Source organism: Mycobacterium shunyiense (assembly GCF_058270075.1).
This window is the reverse complement of sequence record NZ_JBZDPU010000034.1, coordinates 18,582-37,532: the sequence shown is the minus strand read 5'-3', so window position 1 is coordinate 37,532 and position 18,951 is coordinate 18,582. Positions and strand designations below refer to the sequence as shown.

Sequence of the window (18,951 nt, the reverse complement as noted above, 5' to 3'; positions counted from 1 at the left end):
GGAGTCGAACCCCCGCAGCTCGACCTCGATGACCCAGAGCATCGCCCTGGTCCTGCTGTTGGCCGGCACCGCGGTGCTCTACCTGTGGAACCTGTCGATCAGCGGGTGGGCCAACGCGTTTTACTCGGCCGCCGCGCAAGCGGGTGCCGAGAACTGGACCGCGATGCTGTTCGGGTCCAGTGACGCAGGCAATGCGATCACCGTGGACAAGACGCCCGCGGCGCTGTGGATCACCGATCTCTCGGTGCGCCTGTTCGGGCTGAGCCCGTGGAGTGTGCTGGTGCCGCAGGCGCTCATGGGCGTCGGTGCGGTCGCAGCGCTCTACGCGGCGGTGCGCCGCGCGGCCGGGCCGTGGGCCGGTCTGTTGGCCGGCACGGTCCTTGCGCTGACGCCGGTGGCCGCCTTGATCTTCCGGTTCAACAATCCCGACGCGCTTCTGGTGCTGCTGCTTGTCGTGGCGGCCTACTGCGTGCAGCGCGGAATCGAAAAGGACGCCGGCCGTTGGTGGTTCGTCGGTGCGGGGGTCGCACTCGGCTTCGGTTTCCTGGCCAAGATGCTGCAGGCATTCCTGGTGCTGCCGGGTATTGCCGCCGCGGCGCTGGTCGCCGGAGACCGCCCACTGGGCCGACGCATCCTCGATGTCGCCACCGCCGGCGTCGCCATGGTCCTCAGCGGTGGCTGGTACCTGGTGCTGGTGGAGTTGTGGCCGTCCTCGTCACGGCCCTACATCGGTGGTTCGCAGCACGACAGCATTCTCGAATTGGCGTTGGGCTACAACGGTTTGGGTCGGCTCACCGGTGACGAAACGGGTGGCCTCGGCAATCTGAACTTCGACGTCGGGCCGGGGCGGTTGTTCGGGTCGCAGATGGGCGCCGACATCGGCTGGTTGCTGCCCGCGGCGCTGATCTGCCTGGTGGCCGGCCTCTATCTGACCCGCCGGGCCGCCAGGACCGATCCGGCCCGGGCCGCCTTGATTCTCTGGGGCGGCTGGCTCCTGGTCACCGCGCTGGTGTTCAGCTTCATGAACGGCATCGTCCACCCCTATTACACCGTGGCGCTCGCCCCGGCCATCGGTGCGGTCATCGGCATCGGGGCGAGGTTGCTGTGGCAACACCGCACCGACCTCCGCGCCGCCACGGCGATGTCGGGCGCGGTGTTGGTGACCGCGATCCTGGCTGCAGTGCTGTTGGTCCGCAACGACGATGCCTTCCCGTGGCTGCGGGCGGCAGTGGCAGTGGTGGGTGTGGGTGCCGCGGTACTGCTGCTGATGGTCACACGGTTGGAGCGCCCGATGGTGCGGGTGACGGCGGTGCTGGCGGTCGCAGCCTGCCTGGCCGGTCCGGCCGCGTATTCGATCGCCACCGCCTCCGCCCCGCACACCGGGGCGATACCGTCCGTCGGTCCATCGCGTGGTGGCGGCGGGTTCGGCGGAATGTTCGCCGCCCCCGATCCAGGGCCGACGCTGACCGCAACGCTGGCCGCAGATGCCGACCACTACCAGTGGGCGGCCGCCGTGGTGGGCTCGTCGAATGCCGCCGGATACCAATTGGCCACCCGCGCACCGGTGATGGCAGTCGGAGGCTTCAACGGCACGGATCCGGCACCCACGCTCGACGAATTCCAGCGTCTCGTCGACGACGGCGCCATCCACTACTTCATCCGATCCCGCATCATGGCCGGAGGATTCGGCGGACACACCCCCAGCGGCAGCCAGGCGGCCACCGAGATCGCGGAATGGGTCCAGGCCCACTACAACCCGGTCACCGTCGACGACGTCACCATCTACGACCTGACTCACCGTGCGTCGAACACATAGCCGGCGCATAGCTTCGCCCAACCCGGATCACAACCCTGCGGAGAACGATGAACTCATGACAACCTTGGTCGAAGAACCTGAGCAGCGCTTTCATTTCGCGTCGCGGCCCAACGCCACACATGCCGCGCGGGACGCCGGGGTTCCGGTGCTCGACGTCGTCGTACCGGTGTACAACGAGCAGGCAACGCTCGCCCATTCGGTTCGCCGGCTGCACCGGTATCTCGCCGAGAACTTCGCGGTGCCGGTGCGCATCACCATCGCCGACAATGCCAGTGTCGACGAAACCCCGCGCATCGCTGCCGAACTGGCCGCTGACCTCGACGACGTGCGGGTGGTCCGGCTGGAGGAGAAGGGGCGCGGACGCGCACTGCGGGCGGTGTGGTCGGCTTCGGACGCGCCCGTGCTGGCGTACATGGACGTCGACCTGTCCACCGACCTGGCCGCGCTTGCGCCGTTGGTGGCACCACTGATCTCCGGCCACTCCGACCTGGCCATCGGCACCCGTCTGGGCCGCGGCTCACGGGTCGTCCGCGGCGCCAAGCGCGAGTTCATCTCGCGCTGCTACAACTTCATCCTGAAATCGACTCTGGCAGCCCGGTTCTCGGATGCCCAGTGTGGATTCAAGGCGATTCGCGCCGACGTTGCCCGCGAGTTGCTGCCCCACGTTGCCGATACCGGGTGGTTCTTCGACACCGAGCTGCTGGTGCTGGCCGAACGCAGCGGTCTGCGCATTCACGAGGTTCCGGTGGACTGGGTGGACGATCCGGACAGCCGGGTGGACATCGTCGCCACGGCGGCCGCCGATCTCAAGGGCATCGGGCGGCTGCTGCGCGGGTTCGCCAACGGGTCGATCCCGGTGAACACGATCGCCGCGCAGCTCGGGTCCTCTCGGAAATCGGCTGCCCCTGGATCGTTGTTGCGCCAGGCGGTGCGTTTCGGTGCGGTCGGTGTGGTCTCCACGCTGGCCTACCTGTTGCTGTTCACGGCCCTGCGGGCCGGTGTCGGCGCGCAGGCCGCCAACCTGATCGCGCTGCTGGTGACCGCGATCGGAAACACCGCAGCCAACCGCCGCTTCACCTTCGGCATCGCCGGTTCGGGCAACGTCACCCGCCATCATCTGGAGGGGTTGACGGTGTTCGGGATCGCGCTGGCGATCACCAGCGGATCGCTGGGACTCTTGCACGTCGTGGCGCCCGTGCCGCACCGCGGCGTCGAGCTTGCAGTATTGGTGGTGGCCAACCTGTTGGCCACCGTGGTGCGCTTCGTCCTGTTGCGCGGGTGGGTCTTCCACCCAGCGCGGACGCGGCAGGTCACCGCGCCGAATCGAGGGACAGAACTATGACGACCATCGTCGACACGGCACCAGAAGCCGCCGCGGAGACCGCGGAATCGCCGAAGGCATTGACGCCGCGCTGGATTCGCCCCACCTATTGGGCTCTGCTGACCGGTACCGCGGTGCTCTACCTCTGGGGGCTGGGATCGTCGGGGTGGGCCAACAGCTACTACGCCGCCGCGGCCCAAGCGGGCACCCAGTCCTGGAAAGCCTGGCTTTTCGGATCGCTGGATGCCGGCAACGCCATCACGGTCGACAAACCACCGGCCGCGATGTGGGCAATGGGCTTGTCGGGCCGGCTGTTCGGCTTCAACGAGTTCACCATGCTGCTGCCGCAGGCGTTGATGGGGGTGGGTGCGGTGGCACTGCTCTACGCCACCGTGCGCCGCACCAGCGGTCCGGCCGCCGGACTGATCGCCGGGGCGGCGTTGGCGCTGACACCGGTCGCGGCCTCCATGTTCCGCTACAACAATCCCGATGCACTCCTGGTCCTGCTGTTGGTGCTGGCGGCTTACTTCATGGTGCGTGCCGTCGGGCCGGTGTCGGCACGGGCCAGCGCCGGGTGGGTGGCATTGGCAGGATGTGCGCTCGGGTTCGCGTTCCTGACCAAGATGCTGCAGGCCTTCCTGATCGTGCCGGGCCTGGCCCTGATGTTCCTGGTCGCCGCGCCGGCGGTCGGATTGTGGAAACGACTGGGTACCTTGCTGATCGGCGCGGCGACGATGATCGTCTCGTCGGGCTGGTACCTCGCGCTGGTGGCGCTGTGGCCGGCGGACTCCCGGCCCTACATCGCCGGATCGACCGACAACAGCCTGTTGCAATTGGCCTTCGGCTACAACGGGCTGCAACGCATCCTGGGGCAGGAGGGGCACGGGCCTGGCTCGGGCCCCGGTCCGGGTGGACCCGGTTTCGGTCACGGTCCCGGCGGCGGCCCCAACCTGATGTTCGGCGGTGACCCCGGGATCGGCCGGATGTTCGGGATGTCGATGGGCACCGAGGCGTCGTGGCTGTTGCCTGCGGCGCTGATCGGGCTGGTTGCCATGCTGTGGCTGACCCGGCGCACCGCGCGCACTGCCGGACCGCGGGCCGGTGTGCTGATGTGGGGCGGCTGGCTGCTGGTCACCGCCGTGGTGTTCAGCTTCATGGACGGGATCATCCATCCCTATTACACCGTGGCGCTGGCGCCTGCGGTGGCGGCTCTGGTGGGCATCTCGGTCGTCGAATTGTGGCGGGTCCGTGCCCGATCGGCAGCCCGGCTGGTGCTGGCGCTGATGCTGGCCGGGACCGGGGCGTGGGCGTTCGTGCTGCTGGACCGGACGCCTGACTGGTTGCCGGCGCTGCGCTGGATCGTGTTGATCGGCTCGGCACTGACGGCGGTCGCCCTGGCGATCACTGCCCACCGGGCGGGCAAGGTCCCCGCGGTGGTGGCGCTGGCGGCCATGGTCTTCGGGCTCGCCGCGACGGCGGCCTACACCGTCGAGACGGTGGCGAAAGTCCACGGCGGTGGGCCGATGGCCACCTCGGGACCCAACCGGGACATGGGGTTCGGCGGACCCGGTGGTCCTGGCGGTCCTGGTGGATTCGGGCGCGCCGATGATCCGGCACTGGCCGAGCTCATCGCGGGGGCCGACGGGCGCTGGGCCGCAGCCGGTGTCGGCTCGATGCAGGTCAGCGATCTAGAGCTCAAGACGGGCGAGTCGCTGATGGCAATCGGCGGTTTCACGGGCAGCGACAACTCGCCCACGCTGGCGCAGTTCCAGCAATATGTTGCCGACGGCCAGGTCCGCTACTTCCTCGATCGGCCCGCAGGTGGTCGCGGCGGGCCGCCCGGACCGCCGCGTGATCCCGGCGGTAGCGCGGGGGAGATCACCACATGGGTTCGCGAGCACTTCACCAAGAACATGGTCGGTGAGGTTCCGGTCTACGACCTGTCTGCGCCCGTCGCCTGACACCCAGACCGCGGCGGCCGTCCACATCCCCCCGGCAGGACGGCCGCCGCCTGGGCGCACCCCAATCGGCTCAGCCTGATTCTTCCTCTGGTCCTGTCGGCGGCGCGGGGTTAGCGTCGATTCATGTCTGTCACCGACCAGTACCTGGCCAACAACGAGGTCTATGCCACGACCTTTTCCGGGCCGTTGCCGTTGCCGCCCAGCAAGCACGTTGCGGTGGTCGCGTGCATGGACGCCAGGCTGGACGTCTACCGGATCCTCGGCCTGGGCGACGGTGAGGCGCACGTCATCCGCAATGCCGGTGGTGTCATCACCGACGACGAGATCCGCTCACTGGCCATCAGCCAGCGGCTGCTCGGCACCAAAGAAATCATCCTGATCCACCACACCGACTGCGGCATGCTGACATTCACCGACGACGGGTTCAAACAGCAGATCCAGGACGAAACCGGAATCAAGCCGAACTGGGCCGCCGAGTCCTTCGTCGACCTGGCCGAGGACGTGCGTCAGTCGTTGCGTCGCATCGAGGCCAGCCCGTTCGTCACAAAGCATGAATCGTTGCGCGGCTTCATCTTCGACGTCGCCACCGGCAAGCTCAACGAGGTGACGCTGTAGCTCACCCCACCTTGTACGTCGCGATGGCCTTGGCCACCGCCTCGCCGTCAGGAGTGACGATATCGACCTCGTTGTTCACCAGGGATCTACCCTGACGCAACACGCGTCCGAGGCTGATCAGGTCGGTGGCCCGGGCCGGCGCCAGATAGCTGATCGACATCGAGACCGTCACTCCGCGAAGCGAATCCGGGACCTCGGCCCGGGCCCAGGCCGCCGCCATCACCGTGACGTCGGCCAACGCGGCGATCGCACCGCCGTGCACCATGTCGGCGATCGTGATGTTCGACGGATCCCACGGCAACCGAAGTCGGACCTCGGGGCCGTCGAGGTTTTCGGCGAGAATGCCGAGTTTGGCCACGAACGGCGACTGGGGGAGGAACTGCGCCATGACTTCCGGGCCGGTCTGGATACTCATGGCCGCCAGTGTCTGCCGCCGGCGGTCAGCGTCTCAATTACCTGCGGGGTAAGCGCACCGTGAATCCGCCGTTCCCGCGGGGGATGGCGCTGCTGGTGGCGGGTGCGCTGTTCATGGAGATCCTGGATGCCACGATCATCGCCCCGGCGATCCCGCTGATCGCCGCGTCCTTCGGTGTCGAGGCGATCGACGTGAACGTGGCGATCTCGGCGTACCTGTTGACGGTCGCGGTCCTGATCCCGGCCAGCGGCTGGCTGGCCGACAAGTTCGGCGTCCGCCGGGTGTTCATCGGGGCGATCGCGGTATTCACACTGGCCTCGGTCGGCTGCGCGGTGAGTGCCTCACTGCCGATGTTGGTGGTGATGCGGATCCTGCAAGGGGTCGGCGGCGCCATGATGGTGCCCGTCGGCCGCCTGGCGGTGTTGCGGCACAGCAGCAAGTCCGACCTCGTGCGGGCCATCGCACTGTTGACCTGGCCGGCACTGACCGCACCGGTGCTGGCTCCGGTGCTCGGCGGGGCCATCGCCACGCTGGGCAGCTGGCGGTGGATCTTCGCGATCAACATTCCGATCGGCGTGATCGGAATCGTCCTGGCGCTCGGACTCGTCCGCGGCGGGCCCCAATCCGCGGTCCGATCGCTGGACTGGCCGGGCCTGCTCGCGCTCAGCTCGGGGATTGCTGCGGCCCTCATCGCACTGGAGAACATCCGGGTCTCGGGTACCGATTGGGGACTGGTCACTGGATGCGGTGCCGCGGCAGTTCTCCTGCTCGGCGCAGCGACGTGGCGGCTGCTCACGACGCCCGCCCCGCTGGTGCAATTGCGGGTGCTGCGGGTGCACACGCTGCGCATCACGGTGGTGGCCGGGTCGCTGTACCGACTGGTGATCACCGCGGTGCCGTTCCTGCTGCCGCTGCAATTCCAGCTGGAGTTCGGCTGGACGCCGCTGGCAGCCGGCGTCATGGTGGCCGCGTTGTTCGCCGGGAACCTGACCATCAAGCCGGCCACCACCCCGTTGATGCGCAGGTACGGCATCCGGACCGTGCTGCTGGTCAACGGGGTGACCTCGGTCGCGTGCTTCGGCCTGCTGGCCGCGTTGCAGCCGGGCCTGCCAGTGGCGGTGATGGCCGTCGTCCTCTATCTGAGCGGGGCGCTGCGGTCGATCGGCTTCACCGCCTACAACAGCCTGGCGTTCTCCGACGTAGACGGGGAGCACCTGACGCACGCCAACACGCTCAACGCCTCGGTGCAGGAGTTGGCGGCCGGACTGGGCATCGCGGTGGCAGCGCTGCTGCTCAGCCAATTCACCTCATATTCGGTGACCTACCTGGTCCTGGGCGCTTTGCTGGCGCTGACCCTGGTCGCCACGGTGCGGCTGCCGCGGCACGCAGGTGCCCACGTAAGCGGGCATCGGATTTGAAGGTTGCCCGCCATTGACACCGCGGCGGCAGGGCGGCTAGATTCCTGGCCATGCTTGCAATTCTGGCCATTCCTACCAACTTAATGGGGAAGTGATGACCACCGCCAAAACGACAGGTCCGCGAGCCAATCAGGCCGGGCAGTACGAGCTGAGCCACCTGCGGTCCCTGGAGGCCGAGGCCATCCACATCATCCGTGAGGTCGCCGCGGAGTTCGAGAAGCCGGTGCTGCTGTTCTCCGGCGGCAAGGACTCGATCGTCATGCTGCACCTGGCGGTCAAGGCGTTCGCGCCAGGACGGCTGCCGTTCCCGGTCATGCACGTCGACACCGGGCACAACTTCGACGAGGTGTACGAGACCCGCGACGAGCTCGTCGAGCACTACGGTGCGCGCCTGGTCGTGGCCAAGGTGCAGGACGACATCGATGCCGGCCGCGTGGTGGAGACCATCCCGTCGCGCAACCCGATCCAGACCGTCACGCTGCTGCGCGGCATCCGGGAGAACAAGTTCGACGCCGCCTTCGGTGGCGCCCGCCGCGACGAGGAGAAAGCCCGCGCCAAGGAGCGGGTGTTCTCCTTCCGCGACGAGTTCGGCCAGTGGGACCCCAAGGCCCAGCGTCCCGAGCTGTGGAACCTGTACAACGGCCGGCACCACAAGGGCGAGCACATCCGGGCCTTCCCGATCTCCAACTGGACCGAGTTCGACATCTGGTCCTACATTGGCGCTGAGAAGATCAAGCTGCCCTCCATCTACTACGCGCACCAGCGCAAGGTGTTCGAGCGCGACGGCATGCTGCTCGCGGTGCACAAGTTCATGCAACCCCGCAAGGACGAACCGGTGATCGAGAAGACCGTGCGGTTCCGCACCGTCGGCGACGTCACCTGCACCGGCTGCGTGGAGTCCACCGCCGCAACGGTTTCCGAGGTCATCGCCGAGACCGCGGTGTCGCGGCTCACCGAGCGCGGCGCCACCCGCGCCGATGACCGGATCTCCGAGGCCGGAATGGAAGACCGTAAGCGCGAGGGGTATTTCTGATGAGCACGTTGTTGAGAATCGCCACGGCGGGTTCCGTCGACGACGGCAAGTCCACGCTGATCGGCCGGCTGCTGTTCGACTCGAAGGCGGTCATGGAGGATCAGCTGGCCGCCGTCGAGCGCACCTCCAAGGAACGCGGCCACGACTACACCGACCTGGCACTGGTCACCGACGGGCTGCGCGCCGAGCGGGAGCAGGGCATCACGATCGATGTCGCCTATCGCTACTTCGCCACGGCCAAGCGGAAATTCATCATCGCCGACACCCCGGGGCACATCCAGTACACCCGCAACATGGTGACCGGAGCCTCCACTGCGCAGCTGGTCATCGTGCTCGTCGATGCGCGCCACGGCCTGCTCGAGCAGTCGCGCCGCCACGCGTTCCTGGCCTCGCTGCTGGGCATCCAGCACATCGTGCTGGCCGTGAACAAGATGGACCTGATCGACTGGGACCAGGAACGTTTCGAGGCGATCCGCGACGAGTTCCACGCGTTCGCCGCCCGGTTGGACGTGCACGACGTCACCACCATCCCGTTGTCGGCGCTCAACGGCGACAACGTGGTGACCAAATCAGACATCACCCCCTGGTACGAGGGCCCGTCGCTGCTGAGCCACCTCGAAGACGTCTACATCGCCGGTGACCGCAACCTCGTCGATGTCCGTTTCCCGGTGCAGTACGTGATCCGGCCGCAGACCCATGAGCACGCCGATCACCGCAGCTACGCCGGCACGGTCGCCAGCGGTGTGCTGCGTCCCGGCGACGACGTGATCGTGCTGCCGGCCGGAAAGCCCACGCGCATCACCCAGATCGACGGCCCGAGCAGTGTGGTCGAGGAGGCCTTCCCGCCGATGGCGGTGTCGATCAGCCTGTCCGACGACATCGACATCTCCCGCGGCGACATGATCGCCCGGCCCAACAACCAGCCCCGGGTCGCACAGGATTTCGACGCCACCGTGTGCTGGATGGCCGACGGATCGTCACTGGAGCCCGGCCGCGAATACCTGATCAAGCACACCACCCGAACCACCAGGGCCAAGGTGACCGGACTTGATTACCGGCTCGACGTCAACACCCTGCACCGGGACAAGACCGCGACAGCGCTCAAACTGAATGAGCTGGGCCGTGTCTCGCTGCGCACCCAGGCGCCGCTGCTGCTCGACGAGTACAGCCGCAATGCCGCCACCGGTTCGTTCATCCTGATCGACCCCACCACCAACGGCACCGTGGGTGCCGGCATGGTGCTGCGCGAGACCCGCCACGACACCGCGAGCCCCAACACCGTGCGGCACGAGTCGCTGTGCACCGCCGAGGACCGGCTGTCGAAGGGCCGCACCGTGTGGTTCACCGGCCTGTCCGGCTCGGGCAAGTCCTCGGTGGCGGTGCTCGTCGAGCAGAAGCTGCTCGAAAAGGGTGTTCCGGCATACGTTCTGGACGGGGACAACCTGCGCCACGGGCTGAACGCGGATCTGGGCTTCTCGATGGCCGACCGGGCTGAGAACCAGCGCCGACTGGCCCACATCGCCGCCATTCTGGCCGACTCCGGCCAGGTTGTGCTGGTCCCCGCAATCAGCCCGCTGGAGGAGCACCGCGCCCTGGCCCGCAAGGTCGCCACGGATGCGGGTCTGGAGTTCTACGAGGTGTTCTGCGACACCCCGCTGGAGGACTGCGAACGCCGTGATCCCAAGGGCCTGTACGCCAAGGCGCGCGCCGGTGAGATCACCCACTTCACCGGCATCGACAGCCCGTATCAGCGGCCGAAGAACCCGGATCTGCGGCTCACGCCTGACCACAGCACCGATGAACTGGCCGACCTGGTGATCGAGCTGTTGGAATTGCCGTCGTGAACGATCACGAACTGGCTGCCCGGCTGGCCACCAGGGCCGGGGATCTGCTGCTCGATGTCCGTGCCGACTTCGCCGATGCCACGCCGGCCGAGCGAAAGGCCGCCGGGGACAAGCAGTCCCACGATTTCCTGATGGCCGAGTTGGCCAAGCTGGTTCCCGGTGACTCGGTGCTGTCCGAGGAGGCCACGGCCGAGGAACGGGCCGATCCGGCGCGGCTGAACGCCGAGCGGGTCTGGATCGTCGACCCGCTCGACGGCACCCGGGAGTTCTCCGAACTGGGCCGCGACGACTGGGCCGTACACGTGGCGCTGTGGAGTGCGGGCGAACTCGTGGCGGGAGCGGTCGCGCTGCCCGCGCAGAACACCACGCTGTCCACGCCCGAGGTAGCCGCAACCCGCCCCTTCGACGGCCCGCCCCGGGTCGTCGTGTCACGTACCCGGCCGCCCGCGGTGGCTCTGGCCGTGCGGGAGGAGCTCGACGGAACCCTGGTCGAAATGGGTTCGGCCGGAGCCAAAGTCGCCGCGGTGATCCGCGGGATCGCCGATGTGTACGTGCACGCGGGTGGTCAGTACGAGTGGGATTCGGCCGCGCCCGTCGCGGTGGCCCGCGCGGCCGGCCTGCACACCTCACGTATCGACGGCTCGCGGTTGGTCTACAACTCGGCCGACCCCACGCTGCCCGACCTGATCGTGTGCCGCCCCGAACTGGCCGAGCGGGTACTGGCCGTCACGGCGGGGTAGTTCTCGGCGCGGTCAGGGAATGAGCATGGGCTCGTCACCGGCCTTCGGACAGGCGGTTTTGAGGTCCTGTATTGCCTCCGCCGTGCCCTCGTACCCGCGCACGTGGTTTCCCTTGCTGACCTGATCGAGCTGGTTCGCGAGAGTGCTCGCCGTCTGCCGCAACCCGGAATCCTCGATCCCCGTGGCTTCCTGGCGGACAGCGGCGGCGGCATCGGCGGCATCAGTGGACAACTTGGCGGGCGCGGGGCCCGTCATCGCCCGGTGCGTGTCGAGTTGCACGCTGAGCCAATGGGCCATGGCCTGCTCGGCATGCCCGCAGTCCTCATCACTGGGCCCGTCGGCGTAGCCGACCACCACCATGATCAGCATCAGCGGCGACGCTGCGGCCAACATGACCAGCCTGACCTTGGCCGACGACCAATCCCGGAGTGCCACCAATGCAGCCTAAACGCGGTCGCGGACCACTACGCTCACCGAAATGAGCCGCCCCACGCTGCGCGAACTGGCCAGCCTCCCCGCCGCACCGGCCCGCCTCGCCGATTCCACCCTGGTCTTGATCGACTGCCAGAACACCTATACGCAGGGAATCATGGAGCTCGACGGGGTGCAGGCCGCTCTCGAGCAGACGGCACAACTCCTGGACCGAGCCCGCAGCGCGGACATTCCGATCATCCACATCCAGCACTCCGACGGTCCGGGTTCGCTGTATGACATCGAAGGGGAGAGCGGCGCGATCGTCGCAGCGGTGGCTCCGCGCGAGGGAGAACCCGTGGTGGTCAAGCAATTCCCCAACTCGTTCGTGCAGACCGATCTGGACGACCGGTTGAAGGGGCTGGGCGCCTCGAACCTGCTGCTGGCCGGATTCATGACGCACATGTGCGTCAACTCGACCGCGCGCGGTGCCTTCAACCTCGGGTACGCCCCGACCGTGGTGGCCGCTGCCACTGCTACCCGCACACTCGCGGGCCCCGACAGCGCACCGGTGCCGGCCGCGGTCATGCAGTCGGCGAGCCTGGCCGCGATGTCGGATCTGTTCGCGGTCGTCGTCCCGGACGCGGCCGGTATTCCGGACTAGCCGACTGCCGAACTGCCCCTCCGTCGCCGAGATCGACGCCATGGCTGCTGCTGCGCTCTGTGAGCAGCCCTAACGTCGATCTCGACGAAAATAGCCGGGCGTCACGGATGCTTGCAGGTCTCGTATCTGTCCATGAGCGCCTGTTCGGCGGCCGGAGGTTGGTAGACGAGGAGATCGCGTGCCGTGCACCCGCCGATGGTGATGGCGATGGCGCCGGTGGCCTGACCGTTCCCGGTGATGTGTCCCTGTATCTGATCGCTCGCGGTGTAGAGGGTCGGCCCGGCCAGCGTGGCCGCCAGTGGCAGATGCCGTTGGGCAAGGGCGACTGCGTCGGCAGGCTCGTGCGAGCGGGTCTGCTCCGCCAGCCATACCGACGGTTGCACGCGGCCGTTGATCGTCAGCCTGTCGATGTGCGGGATCGTCTGGTCGGCGTTCATCCGACTCCAGACGTCGAGCTCACCGGCCGTCGGGAAGCGCCGGGCACTCTTGATGTCGGCGGGGTGATCGTCGCCCGCGCTGATCGTCCAGGTCACGTTGGCCAGGCCCGGGAACTTTCCAGACATGGTGGTGACCACGGCGGCCACGTCCGTGTAATCGGTGGCATCGGCCAGTCGGATCGATCCGACATCGGAATGTCCCCATTCCTGCATCGTCGACCGGCCGTTGGGGTGAGTCACCGTCGCACGTAAACGTACTGTGGCCGTCGAGAATTCACGACGCATGGCGGCCCAGTCGCGGGCCTGGGAGATGATCTGTTGCGCGTTGTCGATCGGTAACCTGCCACCGTCGACTGCGAAGACGTTCCAGCCGTGGTGGGCGGCGAGCTCGGTGTGGTAGCCGGTGTAGTTGACCATCGTGAGGTCCTGCAGGTAGCGGGACACCACTGCCGCGAGTTGATCTTCGGTGATGCCTTCGGCGGTCTCGACATCGATGGCGAACCGCACCACGCCCTGGGCCGGGCGATTCGTCACGGTGTGGCTGACTGTCTGCACGCCGGGCATCTCGCCGAGCAATCGCGCAAGGCGCGCCACATCTGCGTTGCGGTCGGGCGGGGTGGCGTGGCAGGCGCTCAGTACTGCGGTGACAAACGCCAGGGCGAGGGTGATCGTCAAGCCGCGCCAGGAGGTCCGGTGCCTCACACCGGTCGGCTCAATCTGCCTGCCGGCGTTACGTCTTTGCTGAACTTCACGATTGCCGTCCCTCCAGGAACAATCCACATCACGGAAAGCATTGCATACGGCAATGCCGTTCAATCGACGTGGTGAGCACGGCCGATTGCGGGCCGGAGCGGCGACACCGTTCGCCCGTAGCGGTGCGGGCGATGAGTGAGCTGGCACAATCTCAGATCATGCGGATGTCGGCGAAGGCGGAGTATGCCGTCCGAGCCATGGTCCAGCTCGCGACGGTCGGTGACGGCGAGCTGGTCAAGACCGACGACCTCGCCAAGGCGCAGGGAATCCCGGCGCAGTTCCTCGTCGACATACTCACCGCGCTGCGCACGGACCGCCTGGTCCGCAGCCATCGTGGCCGCGACGGTGGCTACGAACTGGCCAGGCCGGCCGGTGAGATCAGCATCGCCGACGTGCTGCGCTGCATCGACGGACCGCTGGCCAGCGTGCGCGACATCGGTCTGGGTGATCTGCCGTACTCCGGTCCGACCGCGGCCCTGACCGATGTCTGGCGTGCGCTGCGGGCCAGCATGCGGTCGGTCCTGGAGGAGACCAGCCTGGCCGACGTGGCGGCCGGCGCGCTGCCGGGCCACGTGGACACGCTGGCCAACGCCTACCGCGATCAGGAACACGAACGCGGCCACCGCTGAAGCCGGTCAGCCCCCGTACGGGCGGGTGATGATCTCCAGGTAATGCCCGGACGGGTCCTGGAAGTACACCCCGCGACCGCCGTCGTTGTGGTTGATCTCGCCAGGGTGCTGACCATGCGGATCGGCCCAGTGCTGCATGCCACGGTCGCGGATCTTGCCGTAGATCGCGTCGAACTCGTCCTCGGAGACCAGGAATGCGTAGTGCTGCGGCCGGATCTCTTCTTCAGGCCCCATCTGGGCGTAGTCGAGGCTGACTCCGTGATTGAGCGTCACCGCCAGAAACGGACCGAACTCCTGCGGGGCGGGCAGGCCGAACAACTCGGTGAAGAACTCGGCGGAGGCCTGCCGATCCCTGGCGGCGACGATGGTGTGGTTGAAGGTGATGGCCATATCGGTCCAGTAAACCGCTGGACCCGCACCCCCGGCAACGGTGCAGGATGGGACCATGCCCAACACCCAGATCCTGGCCGGGCCACAGGTGCGGCTGCGCCCACCGGTAGTCGAGGACGCCGAAGCGCTGTACACCCGGATCGCCTCCGATCCCGAGGTCACGAAGTATCTGTCCTGGCGCCCGCATTCGGGGGTGGCCGAAACGCGGCGCGTCATCACGACATTGTTCAACGTCGGTGACGAGCAGACCTGGTTGGTCGAAGTCGACGGTGACGTGGCCGGGCTGTGTGCCAGGCGTCGACCTCAGCCATACTCGGTAGAGCTGGGTTACTGCCTGGCCCGGCAGTGGTGGGGACGTGGCCTGATGTCGGAGGCGGTTTCGTTGATGCTGGCCGATATGCAACCGGATGACACGGTGTACCGGATCACGGCCTACTGCCATGTCGACAATGCCGGTTCGGCTGCGGTGCTGCGACGGTGCGGTTTGTCACTGGAGGGAAGGCTCGCACGCTACGGGATGTTTCCCAATATCAGCGACGAACCTCAGGACGTCCTGTTGTTCGGAAAGGCGGTGCGGTGATGGGCACATTCGATATTCGCGGGCTCCGACGTCCGGTGATCGTGGCGCCGATGGCAGGTGGGCCCTCGACGCCGGAACTGGCCGCGGCCGGCAGCAAGGCCGGCGGGCTCGGGTTCCTCGCGGCCGGTTATCTGACCGCCGATGCGCTCGCCGAGAAAGTCAACGCGGCACGCGATCTGACTTCCGAACCCCTCGGGGTGAATCTCTTTGCGCCGCAGCCCAGTGCGGGCACGTCCGAACAGATCCGGGCCTATGCCGACGCGCTGGCCGGTGAAGCGCAGCGCTACGGGGTGGCACTCGGCGAGCCGAGGTACGACGACGACGCGTGGGCCGCCAAGCTGGATGCGGTGCTCGATCTCCGGCCCGAGGTGGTCTCGTTCACGTTCGGCCTGCCGAGTGAGTCCGAGATCGCCCGGTTGCGCAGCGCCGGCGTCACCACGGTCGGCACCGTGACGACTCTGGACGAAGCCTGGCTCGCGGTGAGCCGCGGGGTCGATGCGCTCGCTGTCCAGGGACCCGGAGCGGGTGGGCACCGCGGTACGTTCGATCCGTCCGCCTCGCCCGGATCCCAATCACTGGACCATCTACTGGCCGACGTGCTGTCGGCGGTCGACATCCCCGTGGTGGCCGCCGGTGGGTTGATCAGCGCCGACGACGTTGCGGGCGTTCTGGCTGCGGGCGCGGTGGCGGCTCAACTCGGCACGGCGTTCCTGCTGGCCGATGAATCCGGCAGCAGCCCGGTGCACCGGGACGCGTTGCGGAGCCCTGATTTCACCGAAACCGTTGTGACGCGGGCTTTTTCCGGTCGGTATGCGCGCGGTCTGCGCAACCGGTTCATCGTCGATCACGATGGACAGGCGCCGTTGGGCTATCCCGAGATCCATTACCTGACCAGTCCGGTGCGCAAGGCGTCGGTGGTCGCAGGCGATCCGCAGGCCACCAATGTCTGGGCCGGCACCGGGTGGCGCCAGGCCCGCACCGGTTCGGTGGCCGAGATCATGGAGGGGTTGACCCCGGACAGCTAGCGCTGGCCGAGTCCGACGTCCTCGACGACGACGTCGCCGTCATCGGAGCGCACGGTGACCTCGGCGGCGGCACTGTCGGGAACGGTCGTCTCGGGCACCCGCACCTGCGTCGAGGATCCGGACTGGGCATGCACCAGATACGGCCCACGCCCGGGCAATCCGATGGTCACATCGCCGTTGCGGCTCACCGCATCCACCCGCCGCGGCGCGGCGTCACGGAAATCGACGGCGATGTCACCGTCGGACGTGGTGGCGTTGAACTGTTCGGTGACCGCTATGGGGGAGCGCGAGAAGATCTCACCGTTGACGGTGTGGGCCTCGACGCGGCGGGCCGCACCCCGCAGGATGATCGGCCCGTCGGTGGTCCGCGCGATTAACTGGTCCAGGTCTGCCTGCGCGATCACGGTGCCGATCTCCTGCTCGGTGCGCACCGTCAACCGCCGGGCCTGCTCGGGCGGTACGGAGACGGTGATCTCACCGCCGCGGGCCCATTCCAGGACGCGAGACGGATTGCCCAAGATGGCGATGCGGGTCTCGTCGCCGTCGGTGGTGACCTGCAGTCGGTGTGCGCCACTGTGGGTGGTGTTCACCAGGCGCAGATCGGCCGCGGCGTCGCGGGTTTCGCGGTCCGCGGTGATCCGGATCGCGACGGGGATGTGTGCGGTGTCGATGACCAGTGATCGCATCGTGCCCGGCAGGGCCTCGTGGTCAGTGATGACTCGGACGTTGCTCACGGCCCACGCCGCGAAACCCAGCGATGTCACCGAACCGGCCACGAGCAGCGTGGCCGCGACGATCAGGGCGAGACGGAAGGTGGTGCGCCCGCCGGGGTTCAGCTGGGGTGGTGGGTTGACCGGCGGCGGAGGGGCGATGGTGGTCACGTTGAAAGTCCTTCCCGGTGTGGATGTTCGGTCTAGGTCTCGAGATAGCGCAGCACCGCCAGCACGCGGCGGTTCTCGCTCTCGTCGGGAGCGAGGCCGAATTTCGTGAAGATCGAGGCGATGTGTTTCTCGGCCGAGCCGACCGAGATGTGCAGTGTCGTGGCGATGGCCGAGTTCGTCCTGCCTTCCGCCATCAACTGCAGGACGTCGCGTTCGCGTGGGGTCAGCTGGTCCAGTGCACTGTGGCGGGCCGAGCGGACGAGGATCTGTGACACCACTTCGGGATCGAGCACCGTGCCTCCTCCGCCCACGACGGCGACGGCGTCGAGGAAGGCCGGCACGTCGGCGACCCGGTCCTTGAGCAGGTAGCCGAATCCTCTGGTGTCCGAGGCGATCAGATCGGCCGCGTACCGCTCCTCGACGTAGTGGGAGAGCACCAGCACCGGCGACTCGGGGTTCTGGCTGCGCAGCAGTGCCGCGGCCCGGATGCCCTCGTCGGTGAACGTCGGCGGCATCCGGACATCGAGGATGGCCAGGTCGGGGTGGTACTCGTTGACGAGCCGCAGCAGGTTGGTGGCGTCGGGCACCCCGGCGACCACCTCGTGTCCGGCGTCGGCCAGGATGCGTTCGATACCGGCCCGCAGCAGCGCCGAGTCCTCGGCGATCACGATGCGCATGGCAGCACCGCCGTGACGATCGTCGGGCCGGTGGCGGGACTGGACACCGCGAAGGTTCCGCCCGCGGCGCGTACTCGTTCGTCGAGTCCGCGCAGGCCGGTGGCGTTCTCGCCCGCGTCGACGACGGCTCCGCCCTTTCCGTCGTCGAACACCGATACGTGCAGCACGTCGGCGGCCTCGTCCAGGCGCACGGTGACCACCGCCTGCGAGGCGTCGGCGTGCTTGGCGATGTTGGTCAACGCCTCGGCGACCACGAAGTAGGCGACCGATTCGATCTCATCGGGCAGCCTGCGGGGCAACTCGATGTGCAATGTGGTTGGTACCCCCGAGGTTTCGGCACGCTGCACCACAGAGGACAGTGCCGCGTCGAGTCCACGATCGGACAGGATCGTCGGGGCGATGCCGCGCACCACGTTGCGCAGTTCCACCAGCGCGCTCTTGGCGTCGTCGTGGGCCTCGGCGATCAGCGCCTTGGCGGCGGGCGGATCCGAATCCAGTTTGGTCTGCGCCAGGCCGATCGTCATCGCCAGGGACACCAGGCGGGGCTGCACGCTGTCGTGCAGGTCCCGCTCGATGCGGTGCCGTTCGGTCTGTGCCGAGGACACCGCGCCCTGCCGGGCATCGGCCAGCGCGCTCACCTGATACTCCAGGGCCGCGGTGGGTGACGGCGACAGCAGCCATCGATCGATCGCGGCATCGACCGCGGGCGCGAGGATCAGGATGGCGACCGCGGCGATGACGGCGATGATCGCCAGCAGCCACGTGACCGGCGGGGACAGGAACACCAGACCGGCATCGTCGTCGCTGTGCCGGATGGCGACGGCCGCGGCCGGGCCCAGGAAAGCGAACGTCAGCAACGCGAATGCCAGGCCGGTGGCCAGCATGTCGTACGTCATCCGCAGGTAGTGGTGGCAGACGCCTTTCCAGAACCGGGTACTGCTGATGTCCAGCCACAGTTGGTGAGCCCAGCCCTGGACGCCGGTATGCGGCGACAGTCGGCGGGGCGGGACGCCGAGACCGAAACCGAATACGGCTTCGCTTCGGGTCCGCTCGAACCACTCCACGCCGCGCATCAGGTAGATGAACACCACGCCGGCGAGCAGGAATCCGATCACCGACGGGATCGAGGAGACCCCGATGGCCATGATGGACAACGGAATCCAGAACCACACGAGCGCGACGGCGGCGCCGGTGATCATCGATGCGGTCGGTACGACGCCGATGTTGCGTGATGTCGACACGGGCTCAGACGCCGGCGGGGCAGGCGTGGGCAGGACGGTTTCGCTGGGTGCGACCATGCCTCCAACCTACGAAGTTGTGCGGTGTGGCGACACAGCGTTT

The 18,951-nt window shown here is 67.7% G+C and carries 19 protein-coding genes; 12 read left to right on the top strand and 7 right to left on the bottom strand.

All coding sequences use genetic code 11. The features are described from left to right. The first annotated feature begins 28 nt into the window (after positions 1–28). The 4 genes from AC4ELH_RS29105 to AC4ELH_RS29090 all read left to right on the top strand — a co-directional run bounded on the left by AC4ELH_RS29105 (position 29) and on the right by AC4ELH_RS29090 (position 5,713). On the top strand, positions 29–1,816 hold the full coding sequence (locus tag AC4ELH_RS29105) for an ArnT family glycosyltransferase (RefSeq protein WP_498888340.1): 1,788 nt from the start codon (positions 29–31) through the stop codon (positions 1,814–1,816). Between the two features lie 55 nt (positions 1,817–1,871). Next, the gene (locus AC4ELH_RS29100; RefSeq protein ID WP_498888294.1) at positions 1,872–3,158 is read left to right on the top strand and encodes a bifunctional glycosyltransferase family 2/GtrA family protein; all 1,287 of its coding nucleotides are present in this window, start codon (positions 1,872–1,874) and stop codon (positions 3,156–3,158) included. Continuing rightward, a complete protein-coding gene (locus tag AC4ELH_RS29095; protein ID WP_498888292.1) occupies positions 3,155–5,098 on the top strand; it encodes an ArnT family glycosyltransferase in 1,944 nt (647 codons plus the stop codon). Before AC4ELH_RS29100 ends, AC4ELH_RS29095 begins: the two co-directional genes overlap by 4 nt. A 123-nt stretch (positions 5,099–5,221) precedes the next feature. After that, on the top strand, positions 5,222–5,713 hold the full coding sequence (locus AC4ELH_RS29090; protein ID WP_064888106.1) for a beta-class carbonic anhydrase: 492 nt from the start codon (positions 5,222–5,224) through the stop codon (positions 5,711–5,713). A 1-nt stretch (position 5,714) separates the two neighbouring features. Here AC4ELH_RS29090 and AC4ELH_RS29085 read toward each other — a convergent pair whose 3' ends face one another. Next, positions 5,715–6,128 (bottom strand): PaaI family thioesterase, encoded by a 414-nt coding sequence (locus AC4ELH_RS29085; RefSeq protein ID WP_498888289.1) that lies wholly within the window; start codon positions 6,126–6,128, stop codon positions 5,715–5,717. An 83-nt stretch (positions 6,129–6,211) separates the two neighbouring features. Here AC4ELH_RS29085 and AC4ELH_RS29080 point away from each other — a divergent pair, with 83 nt between their 5' ends. The 4 genes from AC4ELH_RS29080 to AC4ELH_RS29065 all read left to right on the top strand — a co-directional run bounded on the left by AC4ELH_RS29080 (position 6,212) and on the right by AC4ELH_RS29065 (position 11,163). Further along, entirely contained in the window at positions 6,212–7,546 is a 1,335-nt protein-coding gene (locus tag AC4ELH_RS29080) for an MFS transporter (protein ID WP_498888338.1), read from the top strand. Positions 7,547–7,640: 94 nt separating this feature from the next. Continuing rightward, on the top strand, positions 7,641–8,579 hold the full coding sequence (gene cysD / locus AC4ELH_RS29075; protein WP_448448374.1) for a sulfate adenylyltransferase subunit CysD: 939 nt from the start codon (positions 7,641–7,643) through the stop codon (positions 8,577–8,579). Next, the gene (cysC, locus tag AC4ELH_RS29070; RefSeq protein ID WP_498888287.1) at positions 8,579–10,423 is read left to right on the top strand and encodes an adenylyl-sulfate kinase; all 1,845 of its coding nucleotides are present in this window, start codon (positions 8,579–8,581) and stop codon (positions 10,421–10,423) included. Before cysD ends, cysC begins: the two co-directional genes overlap by 1 nt. Then, entirely contained in the window at positions 10,420–11,163 is a 744-nt protein-coding gene (locus AC4ELH_RS29065) for a 3'(2'),5'-bisphosphate nucleotidase CysQ (protein WP_498888285.1), read from the top strand. Before cysC ends, AC4ELH_RS29065 begins: the two co-directional genes overlap by 4 nt. 12 nt (positions 11,164–11,175) lie before the next feature. On the opposite strand, the gene AC4ELH_RS29060 is transcribed toward AC4ELH_RS29065, so the two are convergent. Next, entirely contained in the window at positions 11,176–11,598 is a 423-nt protein-coding gene (locus tag AC4ELH_RS29060) for a hypothetical protein (protein ID WP_498888283.1), read from the bottom strand. 43 nt (positions 11,599–11,641) lie between these two features. Between AC4ELH_RS29060 and AC4ELH_RS29055 the strand changes: the two genes are divergently transcribed. After that, positions 11,642–12,238, top strand: a complete 597-nt coding sequence (locus AC4ELH_RS29055; RefSeq protein WP_498888281.1) for a cysteine hydrolase family protein — start codon at positions 11,642–11,644, stop codon at positions 12,236–12,238. Between the two features lie 101 nt (positions 12,239–12,339). On the opposite strand, the gene AC4ELH_RS29050 is transcribed toward AC4ELH_RS29055, so the two are convergent. Beyond that, the gene (locus AC4ELH_RS29050; RefSeq protein WP_498888279.1) at positions 12,340–13,350 is read right to left on the bottom strand and encodes a hypothetical protein; all 1,011 of its coding nucleotides are present in this window, start codon (positions 13,348–13,350) and stop codon (positions 12,340–12,342) included. Between the two features lie 236 nt (positions 13,351–13,586). Here AC4ELH_RS29050 and AC4ELH_RS29045 point away from each other — a divergent pair, with 236 nt between their 5' ends. Beyond that, positions 13,587–14,057 carry an Rrf2 family transcriptional regulator gene (locus tag AC4ELH_RS29045; protein ID WP_064880158.1) on the top strand — a complete coding sequence of 157 codons (471 nt, stop codon included), beginning with the start codon at positions 13,587–13,589 and terminating at the stop codon, positions 14,055–14,057. Positions 14,058–14,063: 6 nt separating this feature from the next. Here AC4ELH_RS29045 and AC4ELH_RS29040 read toward each other — a convergent pair whose 3' ends face one another. After that, a complete protein-coding gene (locus AC4ELH_RS29040; protein ID WP_498888277.1) occupies positions 14,064–14,447 on the bottom strand; it encodes a VOC family protein in 384 nt (127 codons plus the stop codon). Between the two features lie 55 nt (positions 14,448–14,502). On the opposite strand from AC4ELH_RS29040, the gene AC4ELH_RS29035 reads away from it, so the two are divergent. Both AC4ELH_RS29035 and AC4ELH_RS29030 read left to right on the top strand, forming a co-directional pair. Beyond that, positions 14,503–15,027 carry a GNAT family N-acetyltransferase gene (locus tag AC4ELH_RS29035; protein WP_064880156.1) on the top strand — a complete coding sequence of 175 codons (525 nt, stop codon included), beginning with the start codon at positions 14,503–14,505 and terminating at the stop codon, positions 15,025–15,027. Continuing rightward, positions 15,027–16,052, top strand: coding sequence for a nitronate monooxygenase (locus tag AC4ELH_RS29030; protein WP_498888275.1), 1,026 nt, complete (start codon positions 15,027–15,029; stop codon positions 16,050–16,052). Before AC4ELH_RS29035 ends, AC4ELH_RS29030 begins: the two co-directional genes overlap by 1 nt. On the opposite strand, the gene AC4ELH_RS29025 is transcribed toward AC4ELH_RS29030, so the two are convergent. The 3 genes from AC4ELH_RS29025 to AC4ELH_RS29015 are packed head-to-tail and all read right to left on the bottom strand — an operon-like array spanning position 16,049 to position 18,908. Continuing rightward, a complete protein-coding gene (locus AC4ELH_RS29025) occupies positions 16,049–16,933 on the bottom strand; it encodes a DUF4097 family beta strand repeat-containing protein (RefSeq protein ID WP_064880140.1) in 885 nt (294 codons plus the stop codon). The two genes, AC4ELH_RS29030 and AC4ELH_RS29025, sit on opposite strands and share 4 nt — an antisense overlap. 32 nt (positions 16,934–16,965) lie before the next feature. Beyond that, positions 16,966–17,610, bottom strand: a complete 645-nt coding sequence (locus AC4ELH_RS29020) for a response regulator transcription factor (protein ID WP_064880138.1) — start codon at positions 17,608–17,610, stop codon at positions 16,966–16,968. Then, positions 17,598–18,908, bottom strand: coding sequence for a sensor histidine kinase (locus AC4ELH_RS29015; protein WP_498888272.1), 1,311 nt, complete (start codon positions 18,906–18,908; stop codon positions 17,598–17,600). Before AC4ELH_RS29015 ends, AC4ELH_RS29020 begins: the two co-directional genes overlap by 13 nt. Positions 18,909–18,951 lie beyond the last annotated feature (43 nt).